Origin of the sequence: Methylobacter sp. S3L5C (genome assembly GCF_022788635.1) — a bacterium.
Classification (GTDB): domain Bacteria; phylum Pseudomonadota; class Gammaproteobacteria; order Methylococcales; family Methylomonadaceae; genus Methylobacter_C.
In genome coordinates, this window is the sequence record NZ_CP076024.1 from 3,094,997 (window position 1) to 3,117,997 (window position 23,001).

Below are 23,001 nucleotides of genomic sequence, written 5' to 3' on the forward strand. Positions count from 1 at the left end.
ATGGTTTGCCCCAAGGGGTTAAAAAATACGCAGGGTCAGAACCAGTAGTCCTGAGCCGTGCTTTCCTCTGACGTTACCACTTCAAGCCCGGCTTCATCATTGGGTCGGGTCAAAATCGCTGCAGTGCTTTGACGTTGAGCGATCAGCGTATCGATCGCCTCGTTGCCTGCTTCATCCTCACTCTCAATATCGCCATCAAAAATGCCGTCAAACAGATTGGAAAAACCAGTCGGAATCTGCTCTGCATCAGCATCAATGACGTTTGGAATTTTATCAACCGGTACAAACGTTTCCGGCACCGGTGTCGGTATTGCCAACACAGATACTGGTTCATCGACAGTCAATTCAGCAATTTCATCCTCGGCACTGTCTGCCTTCGGTAAATTCTGAGCTACCAACAAGCCCTCACCGTGACGCCGGGTTTTAACCGGATCGGCCAACAGCAGGGCAGTCGCTAGTATCTCTTGCAAAATACCGCCGGTAATTGCGCCTTTGACAGGGATTTTTACCAACAAGTCGTCAATGGTATTGACCACCGGTGCAACCCGATAATCGAGAAAGCTCAAGCCATCAAGTTTCTCACGCATGCGGCGTATCGGTCGTAGCGCGCTACGCGTGACTTGATCCTTACCCAATAGTGATTGCTCGATAAATTGATTGGCTTCCACCGCTATTTCGTAGAACATCTGCTCGCTCATAGAACCTATTTTGGTCTCCAATCGCGTAACATCTTCCAGTGGTAGTGCTTCTGGCATGCCGACGGTGACCAGTAAATAGTCAAACGATAACCGCGTCGACACAAACTCAACCGAATCCACGGCTTGCTCGATGATGCCGGCAAATTCAGGATGGCGCACCACCCAATCGGTCACCGCTGCATCATAGCCGGCCAAAAAATTGGTTTTTGCCACAGCAAAGTCTCGGGCAATACGCTCAAGCTCTGCGGTAATATCTGCGGCCGACTCGTTAGGGATGGCAAAACCGCCCAAAAATCGGGTGCCGACTCGCAAACAAATGCGTTCGGCTTCCTTTTTCAGACGGTTGAATACCGTTAACTGGTCTGGATCAAGTAAGCGCTTGGAACCCAGACTGGCCAAATCCTCGGGTGGCAGTTTGCTGCCATCGGCCAGCACCAGATCTTCTTTTTTCAGTTTTTTACGGGCACCGTAGATGTTGGCTTCGACTTTTACCAATACAACGCGCTCTAAAATGATGTTTGCTTCATGAGTCATGTGAACCTCCTGAGTGAAAGAGGCACACCACGTCCCGAATGGGCTGGATTGCCCCTTTCGGGTTAAATAAAATGCATAAAACGTTGTTTAAAACCAGCAATCGTCAGTGTCGCATAAAGCTAAAGCCAGATTCAATCGGGGTTTAAGCAAGCCTAACAGTTCAGCTATTGCTCTAATGCTATCCAGATCAGTGCCGAAAAACGCCAGAATGTCCGGCTCAGCCTTCAGATCGACTGACACCTCGCGACTGCTTTCGGTGGCCATGCCGATCTCAACGCCGTTAATGGCTTGGCGTTTTAATGCCAGTAAAAATAACCAGGGTAGAACACCGTGCGCTTGTCTGATCTGCCCGCTTTGTACAAACGGCTCGGCGTTTACACTGAGATCAAGTAGTTGTTGCCATCCCGACCAGGTTTGCTCGTGGATAGCTTCATACTCTGTCAAAGCTTGCACAACGTCGAACAGTCGTCTGATTTCGCTGGCCAAAGCCATGCCGGTGGCAGGATTGGCTCGATATTCGATATGCCAATACAACGTACCAATCGCGGGTAGTGGCGATTCTGGATGTTCATGCATGGCTTGCCCAGATAAAAACACTTGGCCTTCGCTGTCAATGTCGACTTCGGCCACGAATACATAACCTTTGGCCTGTTTCTGCCGTTCAATGTCGAACTGCCTGATACCGTTGCGGGTACTAACCCCTGGCAAGCGGGCTGCGGTTTTTCCCCAACGGCTGGTAATACTGCCATCAGGGTTGGTTTTGACCGCCCAGTCTTTGGAGCCGCCGTCACTGTTACGGTGACGGTATAAACGCCAGGCTGCCATGACTATACCTGCCAGTCATCACCGAACACGTCCCGTGCGATGCGATGAATCGCTTCGCGTTCGGCCGGTTCTGCCCTGAAAGTTAACGCTCTGTCCAGGGAATAGGCCAAGGCATTGGGAGCACTTTTAAAGGTGGCTACCAGGGACGCCCAGCGTACCAAGCCTCGGGTCGAAAGCGTTACCGACAACATGCCGCCGCCATCTTGCCCACCAATAAACACCTTGCGGATCTGATTGGCGACCTTGATCATACTTGCGCGTACCGTTTCCGGCATGCTAGGCACCACAGTAGCCAGCAGTTTCATTTCGTCTTCCGGGTCGGGGTAACCCACTTCCAGTAAACGAAAACGATCCAGGAATGCCAAGTTTTGTCTCAACACGCCCTGATACAAGCCCGACTGATCGCCAGAACCCCGACTGTTGCCGGTGGCCGCCAGTCTAAACTTGGGGTGCGGCATGATCACATCTCCGGTTTGCGGAATTGTCAACGGCTTACCTTCAACGACTTCGTTCAAGCCAATCAATTCAGCCGGATCGACCGCATCAATTTCATTAAGTAATAACACATGGCCTAGACGCACCGCCAGGGTCAACGGGCCATCAACCCATCGCATGGCACCGCTCTCGACCAGCATATACTGACCCAGTAAATCGTTGAGCTCCAAACGACCGTGCCCGGTGACGGCATGGACGCCCCATTGCAGTCTTGCAGCAACCTGTTCCAGTAACGAGGTTTTACCTGAGCCGGTAGGGCCGGTCAGATACAAACCATCGCCATTAGGAAAGCCCAGAAAAGCCAGCACATCACGTAAGTGATCTTTACGAAACACATATGGCTTGTTAACCGGCACATACGGATTTTGTGCAGGACTAAAACCTTCCACCGTCATGGCCGCCGGCGCCAAAATGCCGAAAGTGTCGGCAATAGAGTAATGTTGAATCATGGTGAACTCCTTAAAATTGGGTTGAAACCCGAAAGATAAGGCACACCAAACCCCGGAAGGGCATAGTGTCGCCCCTTCGGGTTGATTGGTTTCCTGAAAATAACCAGGGATGTGTCAGTTGAATTTAGGTTAAGAAATCCCGCTTATCGAGCCATGGATAACCGACTGACGTTCGCCACTTCCGCGCGGGCGACAAACTCCTCGTCCATTAAGCGCAAGATCCGGCGAATATCGGTTTTTAGACCCAGATCGTTGGACTCGCCGAGCATGTGCTGCACTAATTGTTGCTTGACAGTGATTTCTTCCAGACTGGCCGTTTCCAGCCAGCAATACAGGGTTTTCCAAAAGTCTTTGTTCATGAGTGACCTCCTACAATGAAAACAGGGGGCACCCTGACCCGACCGGGCAAGAAACCCCGACGGGACTGAAAAATCAGGCTTGACGCACCTGATACAGGAAAGGGCTTACCTTTTCCTGCCGCTGAACAGCGGAACGCCGGTTGAGACCGGATTCGGGCCTCCTCGAAAGGAATGCCTGAAATGTGCTGATTTTTCCTTTAGCCTTGGCTGACAAGGACAGAGGAAAAACCAGGACACCCTGCAGGCCTCAGTAGCCATGCAGGGCGTTCTGTTCTGGATAAAAACAACCCTTAAAACCAGTAGTCGACCCGGATCAGGTCTTTCAACACCTCGGCATCGAAAGGCACTTCAGCCCGTTTTCCGTCATCCTCGCGACAGGTGATACGGACTCGGTTAGCCGGTTTTTTGCGATAAGCCTCCAGCACAGCTTCTTGCAATTCAGGCAACTGAGCGTTCAGCACCGCTTTGTAATCAATACTGCCTTGCACCTGAAAGCGATTGACCCGCAAGCCGGAGTGCTCGGCCGACATGAATTCGCCCATCAAGCCCACCAAGGTTTGTTCGATGCCGGCTTGCTGTAATTCCAGAGCTTTGAGCCGAGTTTTGATATCGTCAATCTTCATTGCGTTCTGACGATAGTTAGCCGCCAGCTGTTGCCACTGTTGTTTTGTAGTGCCGTTGGGTAAATAAAGATCACGTTCAGTATCTTTCGGCGGCTCCCTCCCGGTTTTTACCGCTGACAAAAAGTCCATGGCGGTTGCGATGAGCTGCGTAAGAAAGGCTTCATTACGCGCAATCTCAAACTCTACATCTTGCCCTTGGTGATAAAAGAACAAGAAACCGCGCGTTGCATCGGCTACCAGCAGTTGTTGTTGTACTTGGCACCAATACAGTTGATAGGCCGCAGCTTGCTTGCGGTTTAACAGCACATCCAGAAAAGTCGTTTCATGAGGACATTTGACTTCTACCGGCTCATTGTTTTCGGATAAACCATCAAACGACGCTCGCATCAGCGGATAGCGCTCGGACTCGCCGCACAACGGCAGCAACAGGACATCGTGTTTTTCCTCAAAGCATTGCAGGGCTTTGGATTCGGTTTCGATACCGAACCGGATCAAGGGATTGTTGTCCAGCGGTTGTTCCAGCACCAGTCCGGTCTTTTCTGCCCACAATCGCCAGGGCGTCTTATACGGAGAGCGCCCCATGATAATCGCCGCCTCACTGGCGCTAAGGCCTTGTGAGCGCCACAAGCGCCATTCGGGTGAACGTTGCGATACATTAATGACGTTCATCAGTCAGCTCCGTGCAGTTGAATATGGCAACCCCAACGCTGGGTCGACAGACCGAGCTTAAGCAGTTGAAGGTCGCAACGTCTGGCCCAGTGATAGTCATCAAAAATCAGCAGTAGCTGACCGGCCGTAGTCAGGCATTGGCCGCCATAGCTTTCAGCCAGCTTGTGCAATTGGGTATCGGATAACGTGGCTGAGTTTTTTATTGTCAATCCCGATTTCCAGGAGCACTCCAGAAAATCGCGACCGTGGCGGCGAAGCACTGTGGGTGAATCGTAGCGGTGCCAGTCGGTATGCCAGGGTATTCGGTTGGATGATTGATCAATGGCATTCATAACATCTCCTTTTAATAAAGAGCATCATCCATCGTCCCTAGGGCGATGGATGATGCCCGGAAGGGTTTGATAAAGACGAGCTTGGTAGCCGGTATGAACAGAAACGGTTTTTACGTCAATTAGCGTAGCGAAGCCAAGGTCTCGCGTGCTTTGGTTAAGGCTTCCGATGCTGGCGTAGATACTGACGGTATGGCAGCATCATCGGTCGGCGCAGTCTCACCGTCAAAGGAATATGACTCCATCTTGGTGACTTGTTCTGCTTGTGCCGCTTTGTCCAGTTCGGCGTTGGCGTAAGTCAAATCAAGGCCCGAGAACTTGCAGTTGGCATAGTCGTAAGCGGCTTTCCAGGCACCGGCCAGGGTGGTGCGCCTGACCAGTTCCGTGACCGCTTTTTGAATACGGGGGCTGATCATGGACAGATCTACCACGCGGTGTAATTCCCCTCTATCGACTTCATTAATGCGACTGGCCGTGCCGTTAAGCACCGTGCCATCATTTATATCGTTCAGGCTTTTACCGTCCATTTCCTCGGCGGCATAGCCGCATTCTTCGGGAAAAGCAGCTCGTAGCGAGGCCGCTTTGCCGCATTTACCTAACTGGCCTTTAGGGCGTTTTATCCACATGGCCGTCGGTAACTGCGAGTTTTTCCCGCCAGCCGTGCTGTAGGCCTCCAGCCAGTACACTTCTTCAGTGAAGGGACAGCGACGACCACCAACCAGACGGTAAACCGTCACCGCCACCCACTCGGGAAACGTCACCGTAATGGTATTTTCTTGCCAGGTGTCATTGTCGTCTTTAAAGCGCCCGGTAAAGGACTGAGTCACATCAGGGCCCCAGACCGGTCTATCCATCCCTGCCCACAGACCGGTTCGGGATGCCGTGGTCTGGATTTCCATAATCGAAGGCCAGACGGTTTCGACACTACGCCCCAAAGCGGCACTCCACATTGGCACCACATGCACCGGTTTTTTAAAAATATCAAGCTTGCGGGCTTTGCAGTAATCCAGTGCCATCATGATGGCTTCCGGAGTTTTGGCCGTGGGGAAAGTCACTTCGGTGAGTACTTTCCAGGATTGTTCAGACAGACCGTAAACCTGATTGGCGTCAACCGGCATCGGCAGGTTGCGGGTTTTTTGAGGATTATTTATGGATGAATTGCTCATTGCGTTTCTCCTTGTAAAAAACAGAGGACGCACTGCCCCAACTTGGGAACGCGTCCCCAGAGGGTTAAAAACCGGTACAGCGGTGACTGTAACGGCAGGATTATCAATGTTGGGTTTGCATTTAAAATCATCGGGCTTAACGCACCCGACACGTCGATGAATCTCATCCACGCCGCCTAAAGGCGGAACGCCGACGAAAAGTCGGATCAAACCATCCCGAAAGACAGCATGAATTGTTAGGTTTTAGTTAAAAGGTAATACGCCCAAGGAAAAAACGAATCAGCGTAATTGCCGGCTATTGAAACGGATACCATTGGCTTAGTGTTTGCAAAAGATTGTTAAAACGGCTATTTTTTGCAGGTTTGGACAGACAAAAGAAACCTACCATCGAATATTATTCGACCCTCCTCAGAGGAAAAGGTATGGCAGACAATACCGCCCAGGAAAAGATCGTTCGTCCGGCGATTAGTCGTCCGGTATTTGAACGCAGTATTAAAATTCAAAGCGAACAAGCGATTCGGGTGATTCGCCGCAGTTATGGCCGCTTGATTCGATCGCTGTATGCGATTGATGTCATCTTGCGGATAGTTGGACAAGAGCAGGCAATTGACGATGTCGAAGACGTGGTCAGTAAAATGATCAGTGACTGTGCCGAGCAGTTGCAGCAGGAAAAAGCCCGCCTTGACAAATTGTGTACTGATAACGGCATTGCCGAGGCGCCGGGCTATACTCATCCCGCCGATTTTAAAGCCAGAATCACTTCGCCGCAGATTGCCCAGTTTGTGGAGCTGATCCGGTTATTGGATCAATTGATGATTGCCATGGATACCCTGTGGTTGTGCCAGATACTCACCAGCAAACAATGCTCAGTTGCCAGGTATCAATGGCAACAACGGTTACACCGATTAGCGCGGCGAATTATCTTGATAGAACAGCGTGCCCATCAGGCCGCTTATGCGCAGGGTCGGGGGGAAGAAATCCGGTTGGCCAGGGAAGAGTCGGGATTGATGGCAGAACCCGAGTTTATAAAAGAAAATGATAATGAAGGTAGTGGGTTTGAGGAAAAAGCCGATGAAAATTGACCAGCCCATCCGAGGAATCCAATCATAATTTATCAGCTATTTGTGGTGATGAAAGGCCGCGAGAATGCTGTTAAATTTAATGACTTAGGGGGGCGCTTGACCAAAACGCTACACAAACTTGACCTTATTGCCGTTCGGAAGGCTATTCGCAGGGTTATTATCCAAGTCAGGATCGAAACCAGCCTCAACATACTGTTGGATAACATCTCTACAACTATTCTGACTCAGGGGGCCTACAGAGACCCTAAGTTTGAGCTTGTGAACTAGCGGTAATGCTTCCGGCTTTCCATGAAGATCAAAACTAAAGAGTTTAAATTTTCAACAGGTATTCATCAAATACCCAACGCAGATAAGATTTTTAAACTATTTGTTATCGTTACAATACTTCCTTAATAGCCCTACACGCTGGATAACCCGTACAGCCCAAAAACTGTTTTCCTTGATTAACGCCGCTTCTTGCCGTTCTTAATACCATAGGCTTACCGCATTTCAAGCAAAAACTCTCATCTTGTTTCTGTTTTGCCACGACAATCGTTTTAACATGTTTGACGTGATTAATATGTGTTCTAAGTGAGGGTTTTAAACGATTGGCTTTAATTTTATTACAAATAACCGCCACTTCATGGTCACTTAAGAGTAGTTGCTTTTTACTCTTGATAAACCGGATATAACCACCCGCGTAAACAACATTTTCCGGCATAGTAGTTTTAAATGTACTATCGCCTACAAAAATAACCACTGAAAAAACCTTGCCGGAATCAAGCTCCAAAGCTGCTTGCAAGGTTTGGGTATGCTTATAATTTTGATGCAAGGGATTCTGGAATTTCGTGGTGTGCCGATAAATTTTTTGAGTCCAAGTTTTTTGTTGAGGATCACCAAATATCCAACCTTTCATATTTTTGGTTTCGATAACAAAAACACCATGTCTTGATACGATGACATGATCAATTTGGGTCGTGCCATCTTCTGTTGGTAGCGTAATATTTTTAAACAATGTGTAGATTCGTTTATCCAGACGTACTTTAGCGACAATATTAACAAATAGTTCCCCTAACATCCCTTTCATGAAAGGAGTTTTAAATATGGAAAGCAGAAAAAGCAGTGGAATTATCCACCAATAGGTTTTTATAAACGGGGTAAAAGCATTAATAAGTATTTGCTGAATATTCATTGGTTTCCTTGATTAACGTGAGATTACTCTTGGTAAGTTGATCAGACTTTTTCCGGCTCTTGGGCAAAAAAATAAAAACGGTCTTAAGCTGACAGATCCTATTAACGTCAAAAACCATAGGACTATATCAGTATTTAAATTTATCGATCAGATCATGAACTGTAAATTTCTGCCAGAATTTTAATTCACAAATCCGCCATAAGCAGGCCATAAAAGCCTAGCTGTAAGCCAAGCTGGAACTTGGTAACCTGTAAAAATTACAAAAATACAGCAGTAAAAAGGCTGTTATCAAGGCCGGAAAACTAACCCCAAAATGGGTTCACCGTCAGGCCGATATTTATGTAAATGCTTTGTATGAAAGCCCAAGGTCTATCGCTGGGTGCAAGTTTTTATAAAAGCAATCAATGCCCACAGTACAGGATTTGATCGGTTATTGATGGATTACCTGTTTGCCTAAAATAATAAAACCATACGCTTTAGTTCCTAATCACTAGTTAATCGATACTTAAAACAATAAATATAATTATATTAGAAGATTTGCGTCGTATTAGTGCTAAACTACGCCATAAGTTATTTTTTATGCTAAAAAATTATAAAATTAGCACTTTTTACATAAAATAATTTTTAAAATTAAAAATGGATAGTCTGATCAAACCACCATTAAGTTGGGCTCTGGAAAAAAACAGGGTTAACAATATTAATATTGGTTGCGTGCCATCTCAATGCTTGACGATTCAGTAGAGGGGTTTGTTGTAACAGCTATTGGTAACGCCGTTTTTTCCGAAGACGGCTGGGATCAGTATCTTGAAGACGAAGTCACTATTTGGTTAGTTCATTGGTTATTGGAAACCTATTTTTTGAGACGGCTACGGCCTGGTATTGGTTTTTTAATTGCTTTCATACATCAGAATTTACTAATAAATAAGCCTTAGCAGAGTTTGTCAGAATTAACCTATCGGGTAAGCATTCCGAAAAAACGGTCAAACAAGAAGTGGCCATGATCTTGAGGATTTACACATTACCCCGGATACATGCCAAAGTAGAAATGGAAGACGGTTTGGATGCACGATTAACTTCCTTAAAGTTAATCGTAGCCGCTGAAAGCGTACATCTGTATCGCTCTTTTGCCAGTATCCAGCTTTATCGTTAGATTTTCTACGTAACCATTATCAACCAACGGCATGAACAATATCATACAGCTAGATGCACACTACACGCGCTCTATCAATCTTGAAAGAGATGCGGATTCCAGTGACGTACTTAATGCTTATATTCCAAATTATGGCTCTTAATATTGCTCATCTATCGGACATACATTTTTCCTGCGACTCTGATCAAATTGGTCATAATCCTAATGAGTATATGCGCAACGAATTGGTTCGTGACCTTGTTAAACAAACAAATAAGTACGGTGGTTTACACGCAATTATTATTTCAGGAGATATTGCCTACGGGGGAAAAGTTGAGGAATATAAACTCGCTAATGACTGGATTCAGCAATTGTGTGCAAAAACAGATTGTCCAATCACGAACGTTTTCATCTGTCCAGGTAACCATGACATCGACCATGATGTTCTTAAAAAAAGTAGAATGCTTGAAGACGCGCATAAAATTATTCGGTCAGCATCAAATAACGAACAACGTAATGCTGAACTGATAAACCGATTACAAGAGCCTAATTATAAAAAGTTATTTTACGAACCGTTAGGCAACTATAATGATTTTGCCAAAAACTATAATAGCTGTTTTTTTGCGAATCGTGAAAATTACGCTTGGTCTCGGGATTTAGAATTAAATGATGGTTCGATACTTCGTATTCGCGGATTGAATTCGGCAATTCTGTCAGGGCAGAAAGACAATAAAGAGTCTTTATTTTTAGGCCGGCAGGCATGGAGTATTAATCAAGAAGACGGTGTCGAGTATTTGGCTTTTTCACATCATCCTCCTATATGGTTGTTGGACGGTAACGATATGCTAAATGAGTTAAATGATCGTGCTCGTATTCAGTTGTATGGACATGAACATAGCGCTCGTATTGAACGCCTTCAAGAAACTATTAAGCTATATGCGGGTGCAGTTAATCCGCATCGTGACCAGAGTAATTGGTCGCCAGGCTATAATTTTCTACAGATTTCTGTTCATAATGATGGCCATAATCGAATAATGAAAGTGAAGGTTCATGCTCTTGAATGGCAAGATAAAAGTCCTGCGCAGTTCAAAGTGTATGCTGGAAATTCCAATGATGATGGTAGCCACGAGGTTGATTTTAAACTCAGTCCGTGGACTGCTAAGTCTTCAATACCGGAAGAAAGTACACCAACTCATTCCCCTATTTCTCCAAACGATCAACCGAGGGTTGCTGATCCGATAATTTTTGCTAAAGAACCTTCTCTGGATAAGCTCCTTTTTCCATTTATGTATCTTGATCGTCAGCAGCAGAAAGAAATTATTGAACAACTCAATCTTAAAGACGATATGGATAATGAGTTAACTGAATTGTTAAAATTAAATACTGCATTACAACGTGCTAAAGAACGTGGGCAGCTTACGCAGTTAGAAGAACTTATAAAACGGATGAATGTAAATGGCCATTGAACAACAATATCTCGGCGCTCTGTATAAAAAATTGGGTTTGCAAGTCGAGGCTCAATTAATTGAACGGCGTGCGAAAGTTTTAGAATCTCTTACTGACAATATAGGTAAGAAAGAAACTCTATCATTAGTTGCTATAGTCTATGGCGTCGAAATACCAGAAGATGACATTAGTTGGTTTCTTTCGGCATTTCAACAAGATGATCCTGGATTTGCTTCAGATGGAGTTGATCGAGAGATTGAACTATTAGCTACCGCATCTCTTCGGAACGAAATTGATAGTTATAATGATGACTCTGGAATATGGCCTTGTCTTTTATTAGAGACTGCCAACTTTGGTGGTTTGCGGATATGCAAAGGCGATCCGACACTTATAGACCATGCTCGTAAGAAATTGCAAGAATTTCAAACAGCTCATAACGTCTTAAAGCAAGCTGCACATCAAAAAAAAATTGATATTAATGCGCTTTACCAACCTGTTGAAACGGCAGCACAACAAAACAATTGGCCTATAGCTCTACAATCCGTGAAACAAACGATCGAGGCTGCTTTAGATTACACCGAACAGGGGCTAATATCGCAGGCAACTCAGTTGAACAATGCCATCAACTATATTCAGTACCTAGAAGAGCAGACGCAGACGCAATGGTGGGCTATAGCTGGCTGGAGTCGAAGCACGAACACGCCATATGCAAAGCAGAAACTAGAAGAAGCTATTGTGCGCTCTGCTGTCGAGTTAAAAAACATCACTCTATCCACTTTAGCAGGGCCCGTTGCTGCGCCTGCATTATTCAGCATGGTTCTTACACAAGATCGAAAACCTGCTCAATTGAAAAAAATGGCATTAAAAAATGTCATTACTGCTACACCGAGAGAATGGAGAAAGTCTTGGCTAAATATAGATACGAAAGACCCTTATGTTCACCTGTTTCCAATAGCATTAGCTATTGGGCTGGCGACAGAAAGTAATGACGAACCAGACTGGGAAGCTCAGTTTGCACGAAAAGTAACTATTAACCTCGCAGCCGAAATGACACCAATCGAAATTGCTACGCAGCTGTTTCGCGAGCTTCTCGTTTTAAAAGGACGTGATTGAGACATGTCAACAGTGAATACCGATTTTCGCTGTAAGCGAGATGGATGTACGCCGGAAGAATCTGGTGACTGTATTGATGGACTTCCATTATCGGATTGTCCCAATCGTTATGTTTTTGAGCCTGTAGATGAAGAGTTTGTAAATATAGATTCTTCTTTAGTGAAATCTTTTGAGGCTGATGGAATTCGACATCATAACGGGGAAGCCTTAAATACAACTGAGGCAGATATACATCTTCGTAAACATGGAGCAACTGTGGTGGCTTTTATAGGGTATCCAGGTGCAGGAAAAACTACAACGGCTGTCATGTTGTATGAGTTATCAAAGCGACGCAATCTTGAGCCGTTCGGTTTTGCTGGCTCTTACACAATTCGAGGATTTCAAGAGCGAGCTCACATGGCACTGTTGACATCTGGTCGACGAATTCCTGATACAGCACGCACAACTTTAGGTACTCCCGTTTCGTTTTTGCATTTGCGATTGCAAAAAACAGGGGGAGACAATGAGTCCATTGAATTGTTGCTATCTGACCGATCAGGGGAAGATTTTGAACAATGTCTTAATAAACCAGCTCTATGCGAGACATTTCCTGAAATTATCCGTGCAAATTGTCATGTTTTGCTGATCGATGGAGAAAAACTAGTAAATTCAGATGTCGCCTCAAAACATATTAGCGATATTAAACGACTTGTTTTAGCTCTAAATCAATACGGCCTCCTTTCTGCGTCTGGATTAGTGCAGGTTGTGTTGACTAAGTACGATTTAGTGAATCAGTCCGAGCATAGAGAAAAAGCGCTTCAGCGATTTAACCTCATCATCGAAGAGATAAAAAAGAGGCTATATGGGACAGTTCGAATAACAGAGTATAAACTTGCAGCAAGACCGTTATGTAGTCAATTTAACTTAGGGGATGGGCTTGTGAATTTGATTAATGATTGGTTTCCAACAAAGCAGGAAGCCGAGTACCATTTAGTCATACCGACACTGACGACCGGAACTCCCTATGATCTTCTGATTAATACGGTTCGGGAGTAGCTTTATGGAACATACGCAACTTATTGTTGGCATGCCTAGTTCAGGGAAGTCTACGTTTATTGCTGCTTTCGGTGAAGTGCTCCTTAGCGACGACATCAAGTCAAAGTTAACTATAAAATCTTTGGCAGAAAGCGAAAGTCACATGATTTCATTGCAAGAACATTGGCTCACGTTTCAAGTTTTGGACCGTACTAGTAACGGGGATGAAAATTGGCTCTCGTTTCATGTAATCGGCGAAAACAATATTAGCTCAACAATCCACTTGCCTGATTTGTCAGGTGAGTCACTCCGCGATGCTGTTGTTACAGGTGTTTACCCTGAGAAGTTACATCAAGCGCTAAATAACTGTGATGGTATATTATTGTTTACCAATGCGATTACACGACACGATGACGTTCCTATAACAGCATTCTCAGATATACTTAGCACTGAAACGTCAACTATCAACACGAAGGCAGAATCCGAAATCGAAGATAACAACGGTAAACCGTTTGATCCGTTTGAAATGCCTGAACAACCAAAACTCGTTCAATTGCTTCAAACAATAGCCAGACTAAATTTTTCTCACCAGAGGCGTTTAGTCGTCATGGTGTCTGCGTGGGATACGGTGGTTGAGCAAGAAAAAACACCAGACGAATGGTTCTACGAAAATCGAAGCATGTTATCGCAGTATCTTCAATTTAATCCAAAACAATGGAATATACGTATCTATGGAGTTAGTGCACAAGGTGGTGTTCTTCCTGGTGACAAAGAAATATTACAAAATATACTGAAGCCTTCAGAACGTGTCCTAATTGTTGGTCACGAAGCTGCAGTGCATGACCTTACTGCTCCCATTAAGTGGCTGTTGGATGGCCAATCAGGTTGAACAATATGGTTGCTGTTAAAAAAAGAAATATTATTGAAAATGTATTGCACGGCTATCGTGATGGCCATAAATTGCTCGCAAGTTCATCAAAAATCGATGAATCATCCACAACAATAATGGCACGTATGAGTGATATGCACCCTAGGGCGCTAAATAGCTCATCTTCATACATTAGTGCTTATCCCTTGAAGAAAGCAAGCAAATACGTTATCGCCAGGACTTGGCCTGCGAATGAAATGCGTCGGCCAGGATGTGTATGGACGCATTCGCTATTAGTAGATTATGCAACTATCGCAAAAATCGATGATATTACAAAATTATTTGATCTTTTGAGACGGCCACAAGATAGCCATTTCGAGTCCTATCATCAACCGACAGATATTACAGATATTATTCAAGTAGATTCGCTATATGTTATGCCACAAAGGCTTGAAAGTACGAATATTGAGGATTTTAGGGAAGCTATAACTACACTCTATGGTCGTGATGAGAACAGGACTTTACTGGCTGCACATTGCGATGAACGAATTGATGAAGCTATTGTAATTGCAATCTGGAACCAAATGCCGCCCCGGTTGCGTCGAGATTTTGTAGTCTGTACAGCCGCAAACCTTCAGTCAAATATGCCAGAGGCGGAAATTTATCTTTTGTTTTGCAGAGACTCCGATATAGAAAGAGTACAAGCAATTCAAAAATCACCTGTCCAAGTCGATGATTCTATAAATTTTTTAGCGTTTGATGCATTGCATGCAAATAGATCATCACTAAGATCATTTCTTGCCCGTTATATAGTAGATGCTGAATATCCCCGAAAATCGGTCTTAAAGTTGGTACGTGTTGCTTCAAACCTTTTTTTGGAAGACATCAGAATCGGGCTTAGAAGTGCAGCAGCTGAAATCGTGTCGTCGTTTTCCAGTCCAAATGATTGCAAACTATTAAAGAAAGACCTTCTAACAGGAGAGTTCTTCGTTAACTCAAATAACAAATTGCTAGAACATGCTATCCCACTTATAGTATCGGAGATTCTGCCTTTGCTGGGGCCGCTTACTGAGTTCGATGTTACTGCAATAGATAGCTTTTTGAATTTGGTAGTCAACAACAATCAGTTCTTGCTCAACAATGTTGTGGATATATGTGAGAGCTATAATAGCGATACCTTCGGGGCGCTTGTTATACAAAGAATAGCGGAAATATTGCCAACGGAAGTTGTCGCAGGGATTTGCGCGAACGCGGGAGCGAAATTCAAGTTGGCATCATGGAAACCTGAATTGCTAACCCATAGGAGTTTTTGGACATCCCTTAACTCTAAACCCACAGAGATAGAATGGAGTTTACTTAACATTAGGGGGCAGATAAAAAAGCTTCTTTTAGATTTTCTAAATGCAAGGATGTTCGAGGCGCTTTGTGAATTAGTTATTAAGCAACCATCATTTTTCACATCAATCCTGGTTCTTGAATTGGGTCGATTTGATAGTGATACACAACTAGCTATTTTCGCTGCACTGAGAAATTATCGATTTGAACTCATAGCAGCTATGTCCTCGGCACGTCCAATGTCAGTACAAGTTGTTGAGTCATTAGCCAAAGATATCTTCTTACATCAATATCCCGAGCCTAGGCCAATAGCATGGCAAGCATTGCTTGTCATGCTGCAAAATGATGGGATAGCTGCTTCACCTTTTCTATCGTATGTTTTGTTTTTAACGGCAAAAAATGCAGATTTAAAAAGCGCAAAAGACTTATATACTTACTCTTTTCAATCACTTCATAACTTACTGACAGAAGGACATAAACCAGAGTTGGAGGACATTCGCTCAAGAGTTCTTCGTGACTTCTCCGCAATAAGTTACGGAAATGATTGGGATTTATGCGGGCGTATTCGTGGTGCTCTTGCAAGACATTTTGTCAGCGCCGTAGATGTTGACGAACAGTTTTTGCGATGTGCGAAAGATATTCTGACGCTCACAGCCTTAGTTAGATCAATGGCAGAGACGCCAAAAGGCAGAAGTTGGCTGAAATTGCTGCTCAAGGCAAACATAAAAAAAGATATTCTTTTAACTGAAAGGGAGGTTTCAGTTATGGAAGCGGCAATTGCTGAGACTCGTAGATTTTTTTGAGCAATGGCTTATCTCGGAATGTTAATATGTACTTGTAAAAAGAGCTTGGAAAATTTGCCAGATTTACAAAAAATATGTTCGTATGGCAGGTAATTTGATCGGGTGGAGATAACGGGCGCAATCCCATTATTTCCGCCCGATCGCCATGCTATTTTCGTTGTTTCCTAAGCTCCAACTTGAAAATCCGCAACAGGGTTTTATCACTTAATGTCTAAATTTTATGAAATAGAACCAAATCTGGAAAACTACTGGCGTTCAATCATTCTGTTTGGCCGTAATGTTGCGTCGTATAAATTTGCCTTAGCCAAAGCACTCTATGATTTAAAAGATAGCGGTGATTCTGTTATTAGCCTGGAACAATTGGCGGTGCCGTTTTCCAGACATATTGCCGAACATTTGGTTATTTGTGATAAACAAATTACTTCGGCAAGTAGTAAGTTTCTGGATGGCTGTCGGGATTTTAATGCCAAGCAAATCAATCAGGATGCTTTGATTGATTTAACCGTTCAGTTGGGTTTTAACAATGTGCTGGATGCCTTTCATAATGTCCATAATATAGTGGATCCCGAAATCCGGACAATAGTTTAAGCTATAGCCTGTCATGAAAAGAGAGGTCGATAATGAGCCAGACTGTGTGAAAACTCCAATTTATGCAAGATATGGCCTTCATAAGACTATCTGCCAAGTTCTGGGGGTACTATTTGTCGACTATTTTGTGTGTGGTTTTTATCCTGTAAAAACTAAAAGTGCAATTCAGCGCTGATAAAGACAAAAATCCTGTTGAAGAATTCCTTTCTGCGACTAAAGAAGGCTTTTATGCCTTCAAAGCCTCTATGAGAGCCGCAGTGCCCATGATATTCATGACTCGCTTCAAATTATAGGCAAGCACATGTAAGCTCATTTCTGCACTAACCTTATCTAATGTTCGCATTTGGAAGTGCGTGTAACCCATCCAGAGCTTAAGCGTTCCAAAAGGATGCTCTACAGTTTCTCGCCTGACTTTCATCATTTCCGGTGCTTGGTTAATGCGTTTTTCTAAAGCATCTACTACGGCTTCATGTTCCCAGCGACTAATGCGCCGATTGACACCGGTGGTACATTGCGGTTTCATGGTACATTTAACACAGGAAGAAGACCAATAACGCCGCATGGTTTTACCTTTGTCCAGTGAATTATAGCGGAAGATTGCCCGCTCACCAGCAATAAAAAAACAGGCTATCGATTTTAAGGCTATAGGGGTGTCAATATAACCGAATTACGCAGGACTTTTGGGATTTATTTTCATCATAAACTGGTACAAAAGGTGTGCATCAGTTTTTATATGGCAGTTAATTAGTTACTGTTATGCCATTTGTTGACTGATTTTTATGGGATACATAACTACGGGCCCATGCTCCAGCCTTCGAGTTCTGCCTGCCGTTTGACACTCGGTGCGTCCAGTCCGGTCATGCGGCCTTGGGTACGGGTTAATGTATCCAGGCGGTTGCTGGTTGCAGCTCCGTATTTTTGGGGATTCAATCGGCTGCCCGTACCGGTCAATTGATCAAGATTGAGCAGGGCAGCGGCGTTTCCTGCGGTGGGCAAATGGTCGGTTTCTGCGAGAATGCCCAACCATTCATCGAGATTAACCCGGCTCCAGTCAACTTTATCCAGATCAGACACCAAGATACCAGTACAGACGGGGCTTTCAGGTGTGCCAAAATCAATGCCTAATTGCGGCTTGATTTGTTCATTTAGTATGCGTGCCAGCGGCGAGTTATAGCAGCAGTAGCTTTCCTTACGGATCAGACAGAGTCCAGTGATCGGTTCCTTACTGGCACAGAAGGTCCCCAAGTCTTTACAGACTTTCAGTTGTTTTTTGGCAGCCAATTCGTATTCCGGCATTTCGCATGACCAGATCATCTGGATAACCATGATCACGATCATCACTACCGTGTAGGCTGCCATCAGGGTACTGAGCATTTCACCGGCAAGCGCAGCACCACCGCCAAGTTCGACACCGCCCGATTGCGCGGCCGGCGTCAGGTTGCCCATCGCATCAAACGCCACCTGACCGCCGGCACTGAACAAGGCATTGCCGGCGGCTTCCCCAAAAGTACTACCGATCCATTCGGCCACCGAAGTCATCAGTTCGCCTTTCAGTGAGTCCAGCAAACCTTGTTCCGCGACATCGCTGACACTGAGCATATCCGAGCCGACCAAAGCGTTAACATTCGAGGAAAAATCTGCCTGTACACTGTTCCAGGCATCACCCGCCATAGTCAAAGGCGTGCGCATCGTTTCCCAAGCACCCCTCACTGCAAAAGTGCTATCCATGCGCATCACTGCATTATCCAGTTGACTGGTGGCCACTAATAAATCGATATACTGACCCAGTCCCATACTACCAGACGGTGCTTGACAACAATCGACCAGTGTTACTACGCCCCCGACGATTTTACAACTAGCATCTTTACCTTTAAACACTTGGCAGGTACCAGGATCTTTTTGTTGCAGGCCGGTATTGGCATAATCACAGGTCATATCCATTGCCATTTGCTGGGCGGTATTGAGTAAAGCGACTGCCTTGGTGAAATCCTGGCTCTGGGTACGATTGACGGTGATACAGTCTTCACCCATGCAGCGAATCGGTCCTGAGCATTGTTGTTGCGTGCTGCTTTGAATGCCGGGAATGCCGACTTGCTGGCCACAGTCATAGGTATCCACGCTATCCCAGCAAGTACCTGACGTCAGGGTATCGAGGCATTGGCTTTTAATGAAGGCACAACCCTGGTTTTCCAACGCGGAGCAGTTGGTGGTCGGCGTTCCAGAAACAGGCGGCGTCAGACAGTGGGTACCCGCAGTGTCGGTCCAGCATTGTCCGGTACTGTTGAGATCGCATTGGCCTGTCGCAGTGATGTTCATACAGGTATTTGTAATACCTGTGGAACCGGCCACCGGGGCAGGGCGCAGGGCAGTGTCACAGATCATGATTTGTGACACCGGATCGAGATAACACCCCGAGCCATTGGCCGGATCATTGCTACAACCAAGTTGGCTGCCTGCTTGGCAAATGCCGTCGGTGATTGCATTGGCAAGATTTTGGCAGTTCGGGCCGCTCCAGCTCCATTGATCCCGAGTTATTAGTTTGGATACATCATAGTGAAGTCGGATACGGGCATAGCCTTCACCCTGGTCGCCGACGAGCGTATCTTGTCGGAAGACCTTATTGCCGGTGCTGTTAAATACCGACGTGATATCGGTATTGGGATGATCCACCCAGTTTTTACTGAGTTCACAAGCGCCACCCCAACCGGTTGACCCGGTATAAATCAGGTTGCCGCCATAAAAAACCCGGGCATGATCGTCGAACTCGACATCGGCAAGGGTCGCACTGATAATCGCTTCCGGATGCAATACGTTATAAGTGACCTGCCAGGTAAAAACTGCGCAGCCTGCCGACCAGTAATTGTCGCCGACTACACCAACATACAGATCCATGCACCCCGGCCCGCAATTTGATAAGCCGCCGTTACCCGAGACATAAGTCAGCAAGGGGGCGACAGTAACTTGATGGCTTGCGGTGCAACTTTGCGGTACCGTCGATTGGCGCAGGCATAACTGATAGTCAGGTACATGTACTGTATGGCTGGTCGCGGTTTGAGTGGTCGTGGTGGTACAGTCTGAAAACGACTGTGCCCAGGGCGTAAAATTGGCAAACACCTGATCGCCGCTTTTCCAAAGCGTATCATTTTGTAAATCCGGATGCGATTGGTGGGCATTGTTGATCAGCGTGCGATAAGCTTCTCCGGTAGCACTGGTTTCGCCGTTCAGTGTGGTTTGGGCATTGAGTCCTGCGGCCATCGTGCCGGGATTATTGCCATACAAACTGGTTATGTTGGCAGTGGTACTATTACTGCTGGCCGAATCCGGAAACAGCGTGTTGATAGTGATCGCGCTTTGCTGAGATGTACCGGGATTTAGGGTTATGACGCCACTACCGGCATCCACTGGGAACTGAAAACTACCCAGAATTTGGTGTCCGGTTTGCTGCCCGTCATTACCTGCCGTCTGCATGGCATCGGCCCAGACTACAGCGAACGGTGTCCAGGCCATAGCGATGCTCAATATCATGGCCAGACTGCGGGTGAAGCGCACATGACCGTCAAAAAATGCGCCCAGTTCCATCTACAGTCCTACACAACAATCTTGCCAGCGCCAAAGGATATAAAGATGATCTTCACCTGGCCCCGGATAACTGCGACCGGCACCCCAGGTAAAGGTGGTTTCGCCGATGGCATGATTGGAGTCGGTTTCCGCCACCGGATAAAACAGACTGAGTCGGTATTGTGATTTGGGAATAAACGGATAAATCATCCCACCACATAAGGCATCGTTTCCGGCGGTTTTCCAGGCTAGCCCTCGGCGATGCAAGGCTGCCGTTGCGCGGGTTGCCAATAAACTGGTAATGCGCGGATCGGTGCCGTAACTGGTTGGTGAAATACCGGACAAGGGATAGAGGTGGCCCCACGCTCCGGCACACCAGAACAAGGCGTCGATTGGCTTGCCGGTAGCCGCAGCCGCCGCATCGGCGACACAAGCAGCAATCGCTGCCGGATTGGCAAACAACGCCGTTTCCGGACTGGTGAAAAAGGCCAGCAAATCGCTGTTCCAGGTGGGATCGAGTTCCGAGACATACAGCAGATCAAAATCCCGATAGCCGTCGGCGTTACAGCGGTCATCCCAAAACAGATCCAACATAATGGTAAGCGGAAAGGCGAAGTAATGGTAATTGAAAAACGACATCTCGCTGGCATCAAAATCCGCCTTGCCGGTAGTGGCGATCAAACGCACTTGTGACGCGCTAAAGGTTATGCCGCCCAAGGCTGGTGAGCACCAAGGGTTTCTGACCACTTCGATCAATCGTGCCGGATTCCACAAGCCCACAGTCATTCCCAATTGTGGCAGCCCCAGTGGGTCGTTGCAAAAGCAGAATTTCTGGTCAGTAGCGATAGAAGGGACATTGCCGCCGCCTAACGACGCACCGGCGGCACGAATAGGAAATAAACAGTTCCAGCAAATATCGCTGACCAGTTTTCCTGACCACAGTTCGGCATCGGCGCATAGCGGATCAATAGATTTGTTGACTGTTTCAGCATGACAGACGACAGCCAGATTTAGCAAAACCCATAATAATAGCCCCTTAGAAAGCATCCGATTCATGACGGTTCACCGGTCGCCGCAGAAATAATCACTTTTCGTTCCCGTATCACCACCCGGTTGCCGGACTGTTCCACCAGTGTTGGTGTTTTTTGTAACTGAAAGCGCTGCCGTACATCAGGGGTCAGTAAATACACCGGTGCATTCAGAACCGTTTCCAGTGCTTTCAAGCCTTCCCAACCGTCTTGGCGAGACAGAGATGTTGCCAGATACAACATCCGTGCTTTCTTGTCCCGGCAGGATAACTTCCGGACAGTATCAATCTGGGCTTTTTGGGTGGCATCGAAGATAAACAAACACAGGTCAAAAGCCATCTTGTCCAAGGGATTGACTGTTTGTCCGGCCTGGATAATAAGCTTGCCATTCGAGGCGATAAGATCGCGTGGCGCGGTGACAGTCAGATCAATCATTCGATCCCGATCTTCTTGAGCGACGGGCAATACTTCAAACCGGTGCTGTTCCCAAAAGCGGACAAGGGCCTGTCGTTGTTTCTGCGGCCAATTGATTGCCGCCAGACGGCGTTTGATTTCTTCGAGCAGATCAATTTCGGCAATCTCATATACTTCGCCGAAACGCCCCAGATCGCCTTGCCGACCAGCCTCCTGACGGGATTTTAACCACGCCAGACTGGTCACGCCCTTAACGCGGAGACGGGTTTTATCATGATCTTCTACCACAATCTCGGGCACGGTGGTCACCGCCCATTTCTGGAAACGGGTGGGATCAATGACAATATTGGGCACCGGTTCGATGTCTTTCAATAATACCTTCAGTTCAGCGAACAGATCCGGTAGCTTTTGCCTTGGCCTGGGGCCGCGCAGGACCAGTAATACGTCATCCTGCCCCGAAGCTTCTTCAAAAATACCTTTGAGCACCGACTTGCCCAGCGAGAACGACACAAACATCACCCGTAACGGTTTGGACTTATCATTATTCAGCGGTTTTTGGGTGTCGGATAGCGTATTCAAGATAACAGGCTTGGAGGCGTTGACGATGTCTGATGCTTGCCGCTGGGCATCAGCTTGATAGGGATTACTGTTCAACCAGTCTGGCCGTGATTGTCCTGCCAGATTATTGAGGATGTGTTGGGAGCGGGTGAACCACTCCTCTTCGGCATGAGCGGACCACTGTCCACACAAAGCGGCGATCAGCAAAGTATTTTTAAAAAAGTGCATAAGCCCTGCCAATTACCTGATAGTCGTAGACATAGCCCCAGTAACGCGAATCAAAACTTTTCGGTGCTTTACCTGTTACCCAATAAGCTCCTGCGGGTATGGTTTCGTCGCGTTTGAATGTGACCGGCAATTTTCTGAGTTTGTCGGCCAGTGGTAAACCATCAATAATCAATGAGTCATTGATCGTGGTTTGCTGACTATCGACCTGGACGTGGTCACCGGCAACGCCGGCGGCAATTTTGATAATCACCTGGCTATCCTTAAAATACGGGGCCATGCGTTCAGCCCGAAAGGCGATCAGATCGCCCCGCCAGATATCCTTGTTGTAGGTGTCGATGATATAAATACGTTTGTCAGGTAAACAGCGGTCGACCTGATCATCACCGCCGATTAAAAACCGTTGGCCGATAGTATGTTCAACAGTCAACACTAACAACAGGATGGGTACGGCTTTAAGCAAGAATACCTTGAGTGGCATTTTAGGTTTAATGACGGGAGGAGGGGGCTTTGCTTTCATGA

22 protein-coding genes and 1 pseudogene are annotated in these 23,001 nt (G+C 46.2%); 9 read left to right on the plus strand and 14 right to left on the minus strand.

What is annotated here, in order from left to right; all coding sequences use genetic code 11:
• Nucleotides 1-35: 35 nt before the first annotated feature.
• From KKZ03_RS13820 to KKZ03_RS13855, 8 genes are all read right to left on the minus strand, one after another.
• Nucleotides 36-1,232, minus strand: coding sequence for a DUF3150 domain-containing protein (locus KKZ03_RS13820; protein WP_243217404.1), 1,197 nt, complete (start codon nucleotides 1,230-1,232; stop codon nucleotides 36-38).
• A gap of 87 nt (nucleotides 1,233-1,319) precedes the next feature.
• Complete coding sequence (locus tag KKZ03_RS13825; protein ID WP_243217405.1) at nucleotides 1,320-2,057, minus strand: hypothetical protein; 738 nt, start codon at nucleotides 2,055-2,057, stop codon at nucleotides 1,320-1,322.
• A 2-nt stretch (nucleotides 2,058-2,059) separates the two neighbouring features.
• Entirely contained in the window at nucleotides 2,060-3,001 is a 942-nt protein-coding gene (locus tag KKZ03_RS13830) for an AAA family ATPase (protein ID WP_243217406.1), read from the minus strand.
• Nucleotides 3,002-3,144: 143 nt separating this feature from the next.
• The gene (locus tag KKZ03_RS13835; protein ID WP_243217407.1) at nucleotides 3,145-3,360 is read right to left on the minus strand and encodes a hypothetical protein; all 216 of its coding nucleotides are present in this window, start codon (nucleotides 3,358-3,360) and stop codon (nucleotides 3,145-3,147) included.
• Nucleotides 3,361-3,650: 290 nt separating this feature from the next.
• Nucleotides 3,651-4,652, minus strand: a complete 1,002-nt coding sequence (locus tag KKZ03_RS13840) for a YqaJ viral recombinase family protein (RefSeq protein WP_243217408.1) — start codon at nucleotides 4,650-4,652, stop codon at nucleotides 3,651-3,653.
• Entirely contained in the window at nucleotides 4,652-4,984 is a 333-nt protein-coding gene (locus KKZ03_RS13845; protein WP_243217409.1) for a hypothetical protein, read from the minus strand. Before KKZ03_RS13845 ends, KKZ03_RS13840 begins: the two co-directional genes overlap by 1 nt.
• A gap of 119 nt (nucleotides 4,985-5,103) precedes the next feature.
• Nucleotides 5,104-6,147, minus strand: coding sequence for a phage recombination protein Bet (bet, locus tag KKZ03_RS13850; protein ID WP_243217410.1), 1,044 nt, complete (start codon nucleotides 6,145-6,147; stop codon nucleotides 5,104-5,106).
• Entirely contained in the window at nucleotides 6,144-6,314 is a 171-nt protein-coding gene (locus KKZ03_RS13855; RefSeq protein WP_243217411.1) for a hypothetical protein, read from the minus strand. Before KKZ03_RS13855 ends, bet begins: the two co-directional genes overlap by 4 nt.
• 255 nt (nucleotides 6,315-6,569) lie before the next feature.
• Here KKZ03_RS13855 and KKZ03_RS13860 point away from each other — a divergent pair, with 255 nt between their 5' ends.
• Nucleotides 6,570-7,229 carry a hypothetical protein gene (locus tag KKZ03_RS13860; protein WP_243217412.1) on the plus strand — a complete coding sequence of 220 codons (660 nt, stop codon included), beginning with the start codon at nucleotides 6,570-6,572 and terminating at the stop codon, nucleotides 7,227-7,229.
• Between the two features lie 376 nt (nucleotides 7,230-7,605).
• On the opposite strand, the gene KKZ03_RS13865 is transcribed toward KKZ03_RS13860, so the two are convergent.
• Nucleotides 7,606-8,400: a nuclease-related domain-containing protein gene (locus KKZ03_RS13865; protein ID WP_243217413.1), complete on the minus strand. Its 795-nt coding sequence runs from the start codon at nucleotides 8,398-8,400 to the stop codon at nucleotides 7,606-7,608.
• Nucleotides 8,401-9,122: 722 nt separating this feature from the next.
• Between KKZ03_RS13865 and KKZ03_RS22075 the strand changes: the two genes are divergently transcribed.
• From KKZ03_RS22075 to KKZ03_RS13900, 8 genes are all read left to right on the plus strand, one after another.
• Nucleotides 9,123-9,332: a DUF4007 family protein gene (locus KKZ03_RS22075; RefSeq protein WP_371744733.1), complete on the plus strand. Its 210-nt coding sequence runs from the start codon at nucleotides 9,123-9,125 to the stop codon at nucleotides 9,330-9,332.
• A 65-nt stretch (nucleotides 9,333-9,397) separates the two neighbouring features.
• The gene (locus KKZ03_RS13870) at nucleotides 9,398-9,550 is read left to right on the plus strand and encodes a hypothetical protein (protein WP_243217414.1); all 153 of its coding nucleotides are present in this window, start codon (nucleotides 9,398-9,400) and stop codon (nucleotides 9,548-9,550) included.
• Between the two features lie 53 nt (nucleotides 9,551-9,603).
• Nucleotides 9,604-10,995 (plus strand): metallophosphoesterase, encoded by a 1,392-nt coding sequence (locus tag KKZ03_RS13875; protein ID WP_243217415.1) that lies wholly within the window; start codon nucleotides 9,604-9,606, stop codon nucleotides 10,993-10,995.
• The gene (locus tag KKZ03_RS13880) at nucleotides 10,985-12,088 is read left to right on the plus strand and encodes a GTPase-associated system all-helical protein GASH (protein ID WP_243217416.1); all 1,104 of its coding nucleotides are present in this window, start codon (nucleotides 10,985-10,987) and stop codon (nucleotides 12,086-12,088) included. The genes KKZ03_RS13875 and KKZ03_RS13880 overlap by 11 nt, the downstream gene beginning before the upstream one ends.
• A gap of 3 nt (nucleotides 12,089-12,091) precedes the next feature.
• The gene (locus KKZ03_RS13885; RefSeq protein WP_243217417.1) at nucleotides 12,092-13,123 is read left to right on the plus strand and encodes a hypothetical protein; all 1,032 of its coding nucleotides are present in this window, start codon (nucleotides 12,092-12,094) and stop codon (nucleotides 13,121-13,123) included.
• A gap of 4 nt (nucleotides 13,124-13,127) precedes the next feature.
• Nucleotides 13,128-13,991 (plus strand): hypothetical protein, encoded by an 864-nt coding sequence (locus KKZ03_RS13890; RefSeq protein WP_243217418.1) that lies wholly within the window; start codon nucleotides 13,128-13,130, stop codon nucleotides 13,989-13,991.
• Nucleotides 13,992-13,996: 5 nt separating this feature from the next.
• A complete protein-coding gene (locus KKZ03_RS13895) occupies nucleotides 13,997-16,108 on the plus strand; it encodes a hypothetical protein (protein WP_243217419.1) in 2,112 nt (703 codons plus the stop codon).
• Between the two features lie 207 nt (nucleotides 16,109-16,315).
• Nucleotides 16,316-16,696 carry a hypothetical protein gene (locus KKZ03_RS13900; protein ID WP_243217420.1) on the plus strand — a complete coding sequence of 127 codons (381 nt, stop codon included), beginning with the start codon at nucleotides 16,316-16,318 and terminating at the stop codon, nucleotides 16,694-16,696.
• A 226-nt stretch (nucleotides 16,697-16,922) separates the two neighbouring features.
• Here the strand turns inward: KKZ03_RS13900 and KKZ03_RS13905 are convergent.
• The 5 genes and pseudogenes from KKZ03_RS13905 to lepB all read right to left on the minus strand — a co-directional run.
• Nucleotides 16,923-17,309, minus strand: a pseudogene (locus KKZ03_RS13905) (transposase); the annotation flags it as partial.
• Nucleotides 17,310-17,488: 179 nt separating this feature from the next.
• Nucleotides 17,489-20,275, minus strand: a complete 2,787-nt coding sequence (gene traN / locus KKZ03_RS13910) for a conjugal transfer mating pair stabilization protein TraN (RefSeq protein ID WP_243217421.1) — start codon at nucleotides 20,273-20,275, stop codon at nucleotides 17,489-17,491.
• Entirely contained in the window at nucleotides 20,276-21,310 is a 1,035-nt protein-coding gene (locus KKZ03_RS13915) for a TraU family protein (protein WP_243217422.1), read from the minus strand. It abuts the gene before it with no gap.
• Nucleotides 21,307-22,482: a TrbC family F-type conjugative pilus assembly protein gene (locus KKZ03_RS13920; RefSeq protein ID WP_243217423.1), complete on the minus strand. Its 1,176-nt coding sequence runs from the start codon at nucleotides 22,480-22,482 to the stop codon at nucleotides 21,307-21,309. Before KKZ03_RS13920 ends, KKZ03_RS13915 begins: the two co-directional genes overlap by 4 nt.
• Nucleotides 22,469-22,999 (minus strand): signal peptidase I, encoded by a 531-nt coding sequence (gene lepB / locus KKZ03_RS13925; RefSeq protein WP_243217424.1) that lies wholly within the window; start codon nucleotides 22,997-22,999, stop codon nucleotides 22,469-22,471. Before lepB ends, KKZ03_RS13920 begins: the two co-directional genes overlap by 14 nt.
• Nucleotides 23,000-23,001: the final 2 nt, after the last annotated feature.

Excerpts from the sequence above, each read along its gene's own strand:
- KKZ03_RS13820 (WP_243217404.1), bottom strand. The coding sequence starts at position 1,232 with ATGACTCATGAAGCAAACATCATTTTAGAGCGCGTTGTATTGGTAAAA.
- KKZ03_RS13825 (WP_243217405.1), bottom strand. The coding sequence starts at position 2,057 with ATGGCAGCCTGGCGTTTATACCGTCACCGTAACAGTGACGGCGGCTCC.
- KKZ03_RS13830 (WP_243217406.1), bottom strand. The coding sequence starts at position 3,001 with ATGATTCAACATTACTCTATTGCCGACACTTTCGGCATTTTGGCGCCG.
- KKZ03_RS13835 (WP_243217407.1), bottom strand. The coding sequence starts at position 3,360 with ATGAACAAAGACTTTTGGAAAACCCTGTATTGCTGGCTGGAAACGGCC.
- KKZ03_RS13840 (WP_243217408.1), bottom strand. The coding sequence starts at position 4,652 with ATGAACGTCATTAATGTATCGCAACGTTCACCCGAATGGCGCTTGTGG.
- KKZ03_RS13845 (WP_243217409.1), bottom strand. The coding sequence starts at position 4,984 with ATGAATGCCATTGATCAATCATCCAACCGAATACCCTGGCATACCGAC.
- bet (WP_243217410.1), bottom strand. The coding sequence starts at position 6,147 with ATGAGCAATTCATCCATAAATAATCCTCAAAAAACCCGCAACCTGCCG.
- KKZ03_RS13855 (WP_243217411.1), bottom strand. The coding sequence starts at position 6,314 with ATGAGATTCATCGACGTGTCGGGTGCGTTAAGCCCGATGATTTTAAAT.
- KKZ03_RS13860 (WP_243217412.1), top strand. The coding sequence starts at position 6,570 with ATGGCAGACAATACCGCCCAGGAAAAGATCGTTCGTCCGGCGATTAGT.
- KKZ03_RS13865 (WP_243217413.1), bottom strand. The coding sequence starts at position 8,400 with ATGAATATTCAGCAAATACTTATTAATGCTTTTACCCCGTTTATAAAA.
- KKZ03_RS22075 (WP_371744733.1), top strand. The coding sequence starts at position 9,123 with ATGCTTGACGATTCAGTAGAGGGGTTTGTTGTAACAGCTATTGGTAAC.
- KKZ03_RS13870 (WP_243217414.1), top strand. The coding sequence starts at position 9,398 with ATGATCTTGAGGATTTACACATTACCCCGGATACATGCCAAAGTAGAA.
- KKZ03_RS13875 (WP_243217415.1), top strand. The coding sequence starts at position 9,604 with ATGCACACTACACGCGCTCTATCAATCTTGAAAGAGATGCGGATTCCA.
- KKZ03_RS13880 (WP_243217416.1), top strand. The coding sequence starts at position 10,985 with ATGGCCATTGAACAACAATATCTCGGCGCTCTGTATAAAAAATTGGGT.
- KKZ03_RS13885 (WP_243217417.1), top strand. The coding sequence starts at position 12,092 with ATGTCAACAGTGAATACCGATTTTCGCTGTAAGCGAGATGGATGTACG.
- KKZ03_RS13890 (WP_243217418.1), top strand. The coding sequence starts at position 13,128 with ATGGAACATACGCAACTTATTGTTGGCATGCCTAGTTCAGGGAAGTCT.
- KKZ03_RS13895 (WP_243217419.1), top strand. The coding sequence starts at position 13,997 with ATGGTTGCTGTTAAAAAAAGAAATATTATTGAAAATGTATTGCACGGC.
- KKZ03_RS13900 (WP_243217420.1), top strand. The coding sequence starts at position 16,316 with ATGTCTAAATTTTATGAAATAGAACCAAATCTGGAAAACTACTGGCGT.
- traN (WP_243217421.1), bottom strand. The coding sequence starts at position 20,275 with ATGGAACTGGGCGCATTTTTTGACGGTCATGTGCGCTTCACCCGCAGT.
- KKZ03_RS13915 (WP_243217422.1), bottom strand. The coding sequence starts at position 21,310 with ATGAATCGGATGCTTTCTAAGGGGCTATTATTATGGGTTTTGCTAAAT.
- KKZ03_RS13920 (WP_243217423.1), bottom strand. The coding sequence starts at position 22,482 with ATGCACTTTTTTAAAAATACTTTGCTGATCGCCGCTTTGTGTGGACAG.
- lepB (WP_243217424.1), bottom strand. The coding sequence starts at position 22,999 with ATGAAAGCAAAGCCCCCTCCTCCCGTCATTAAACCTAAAATGCCACTC.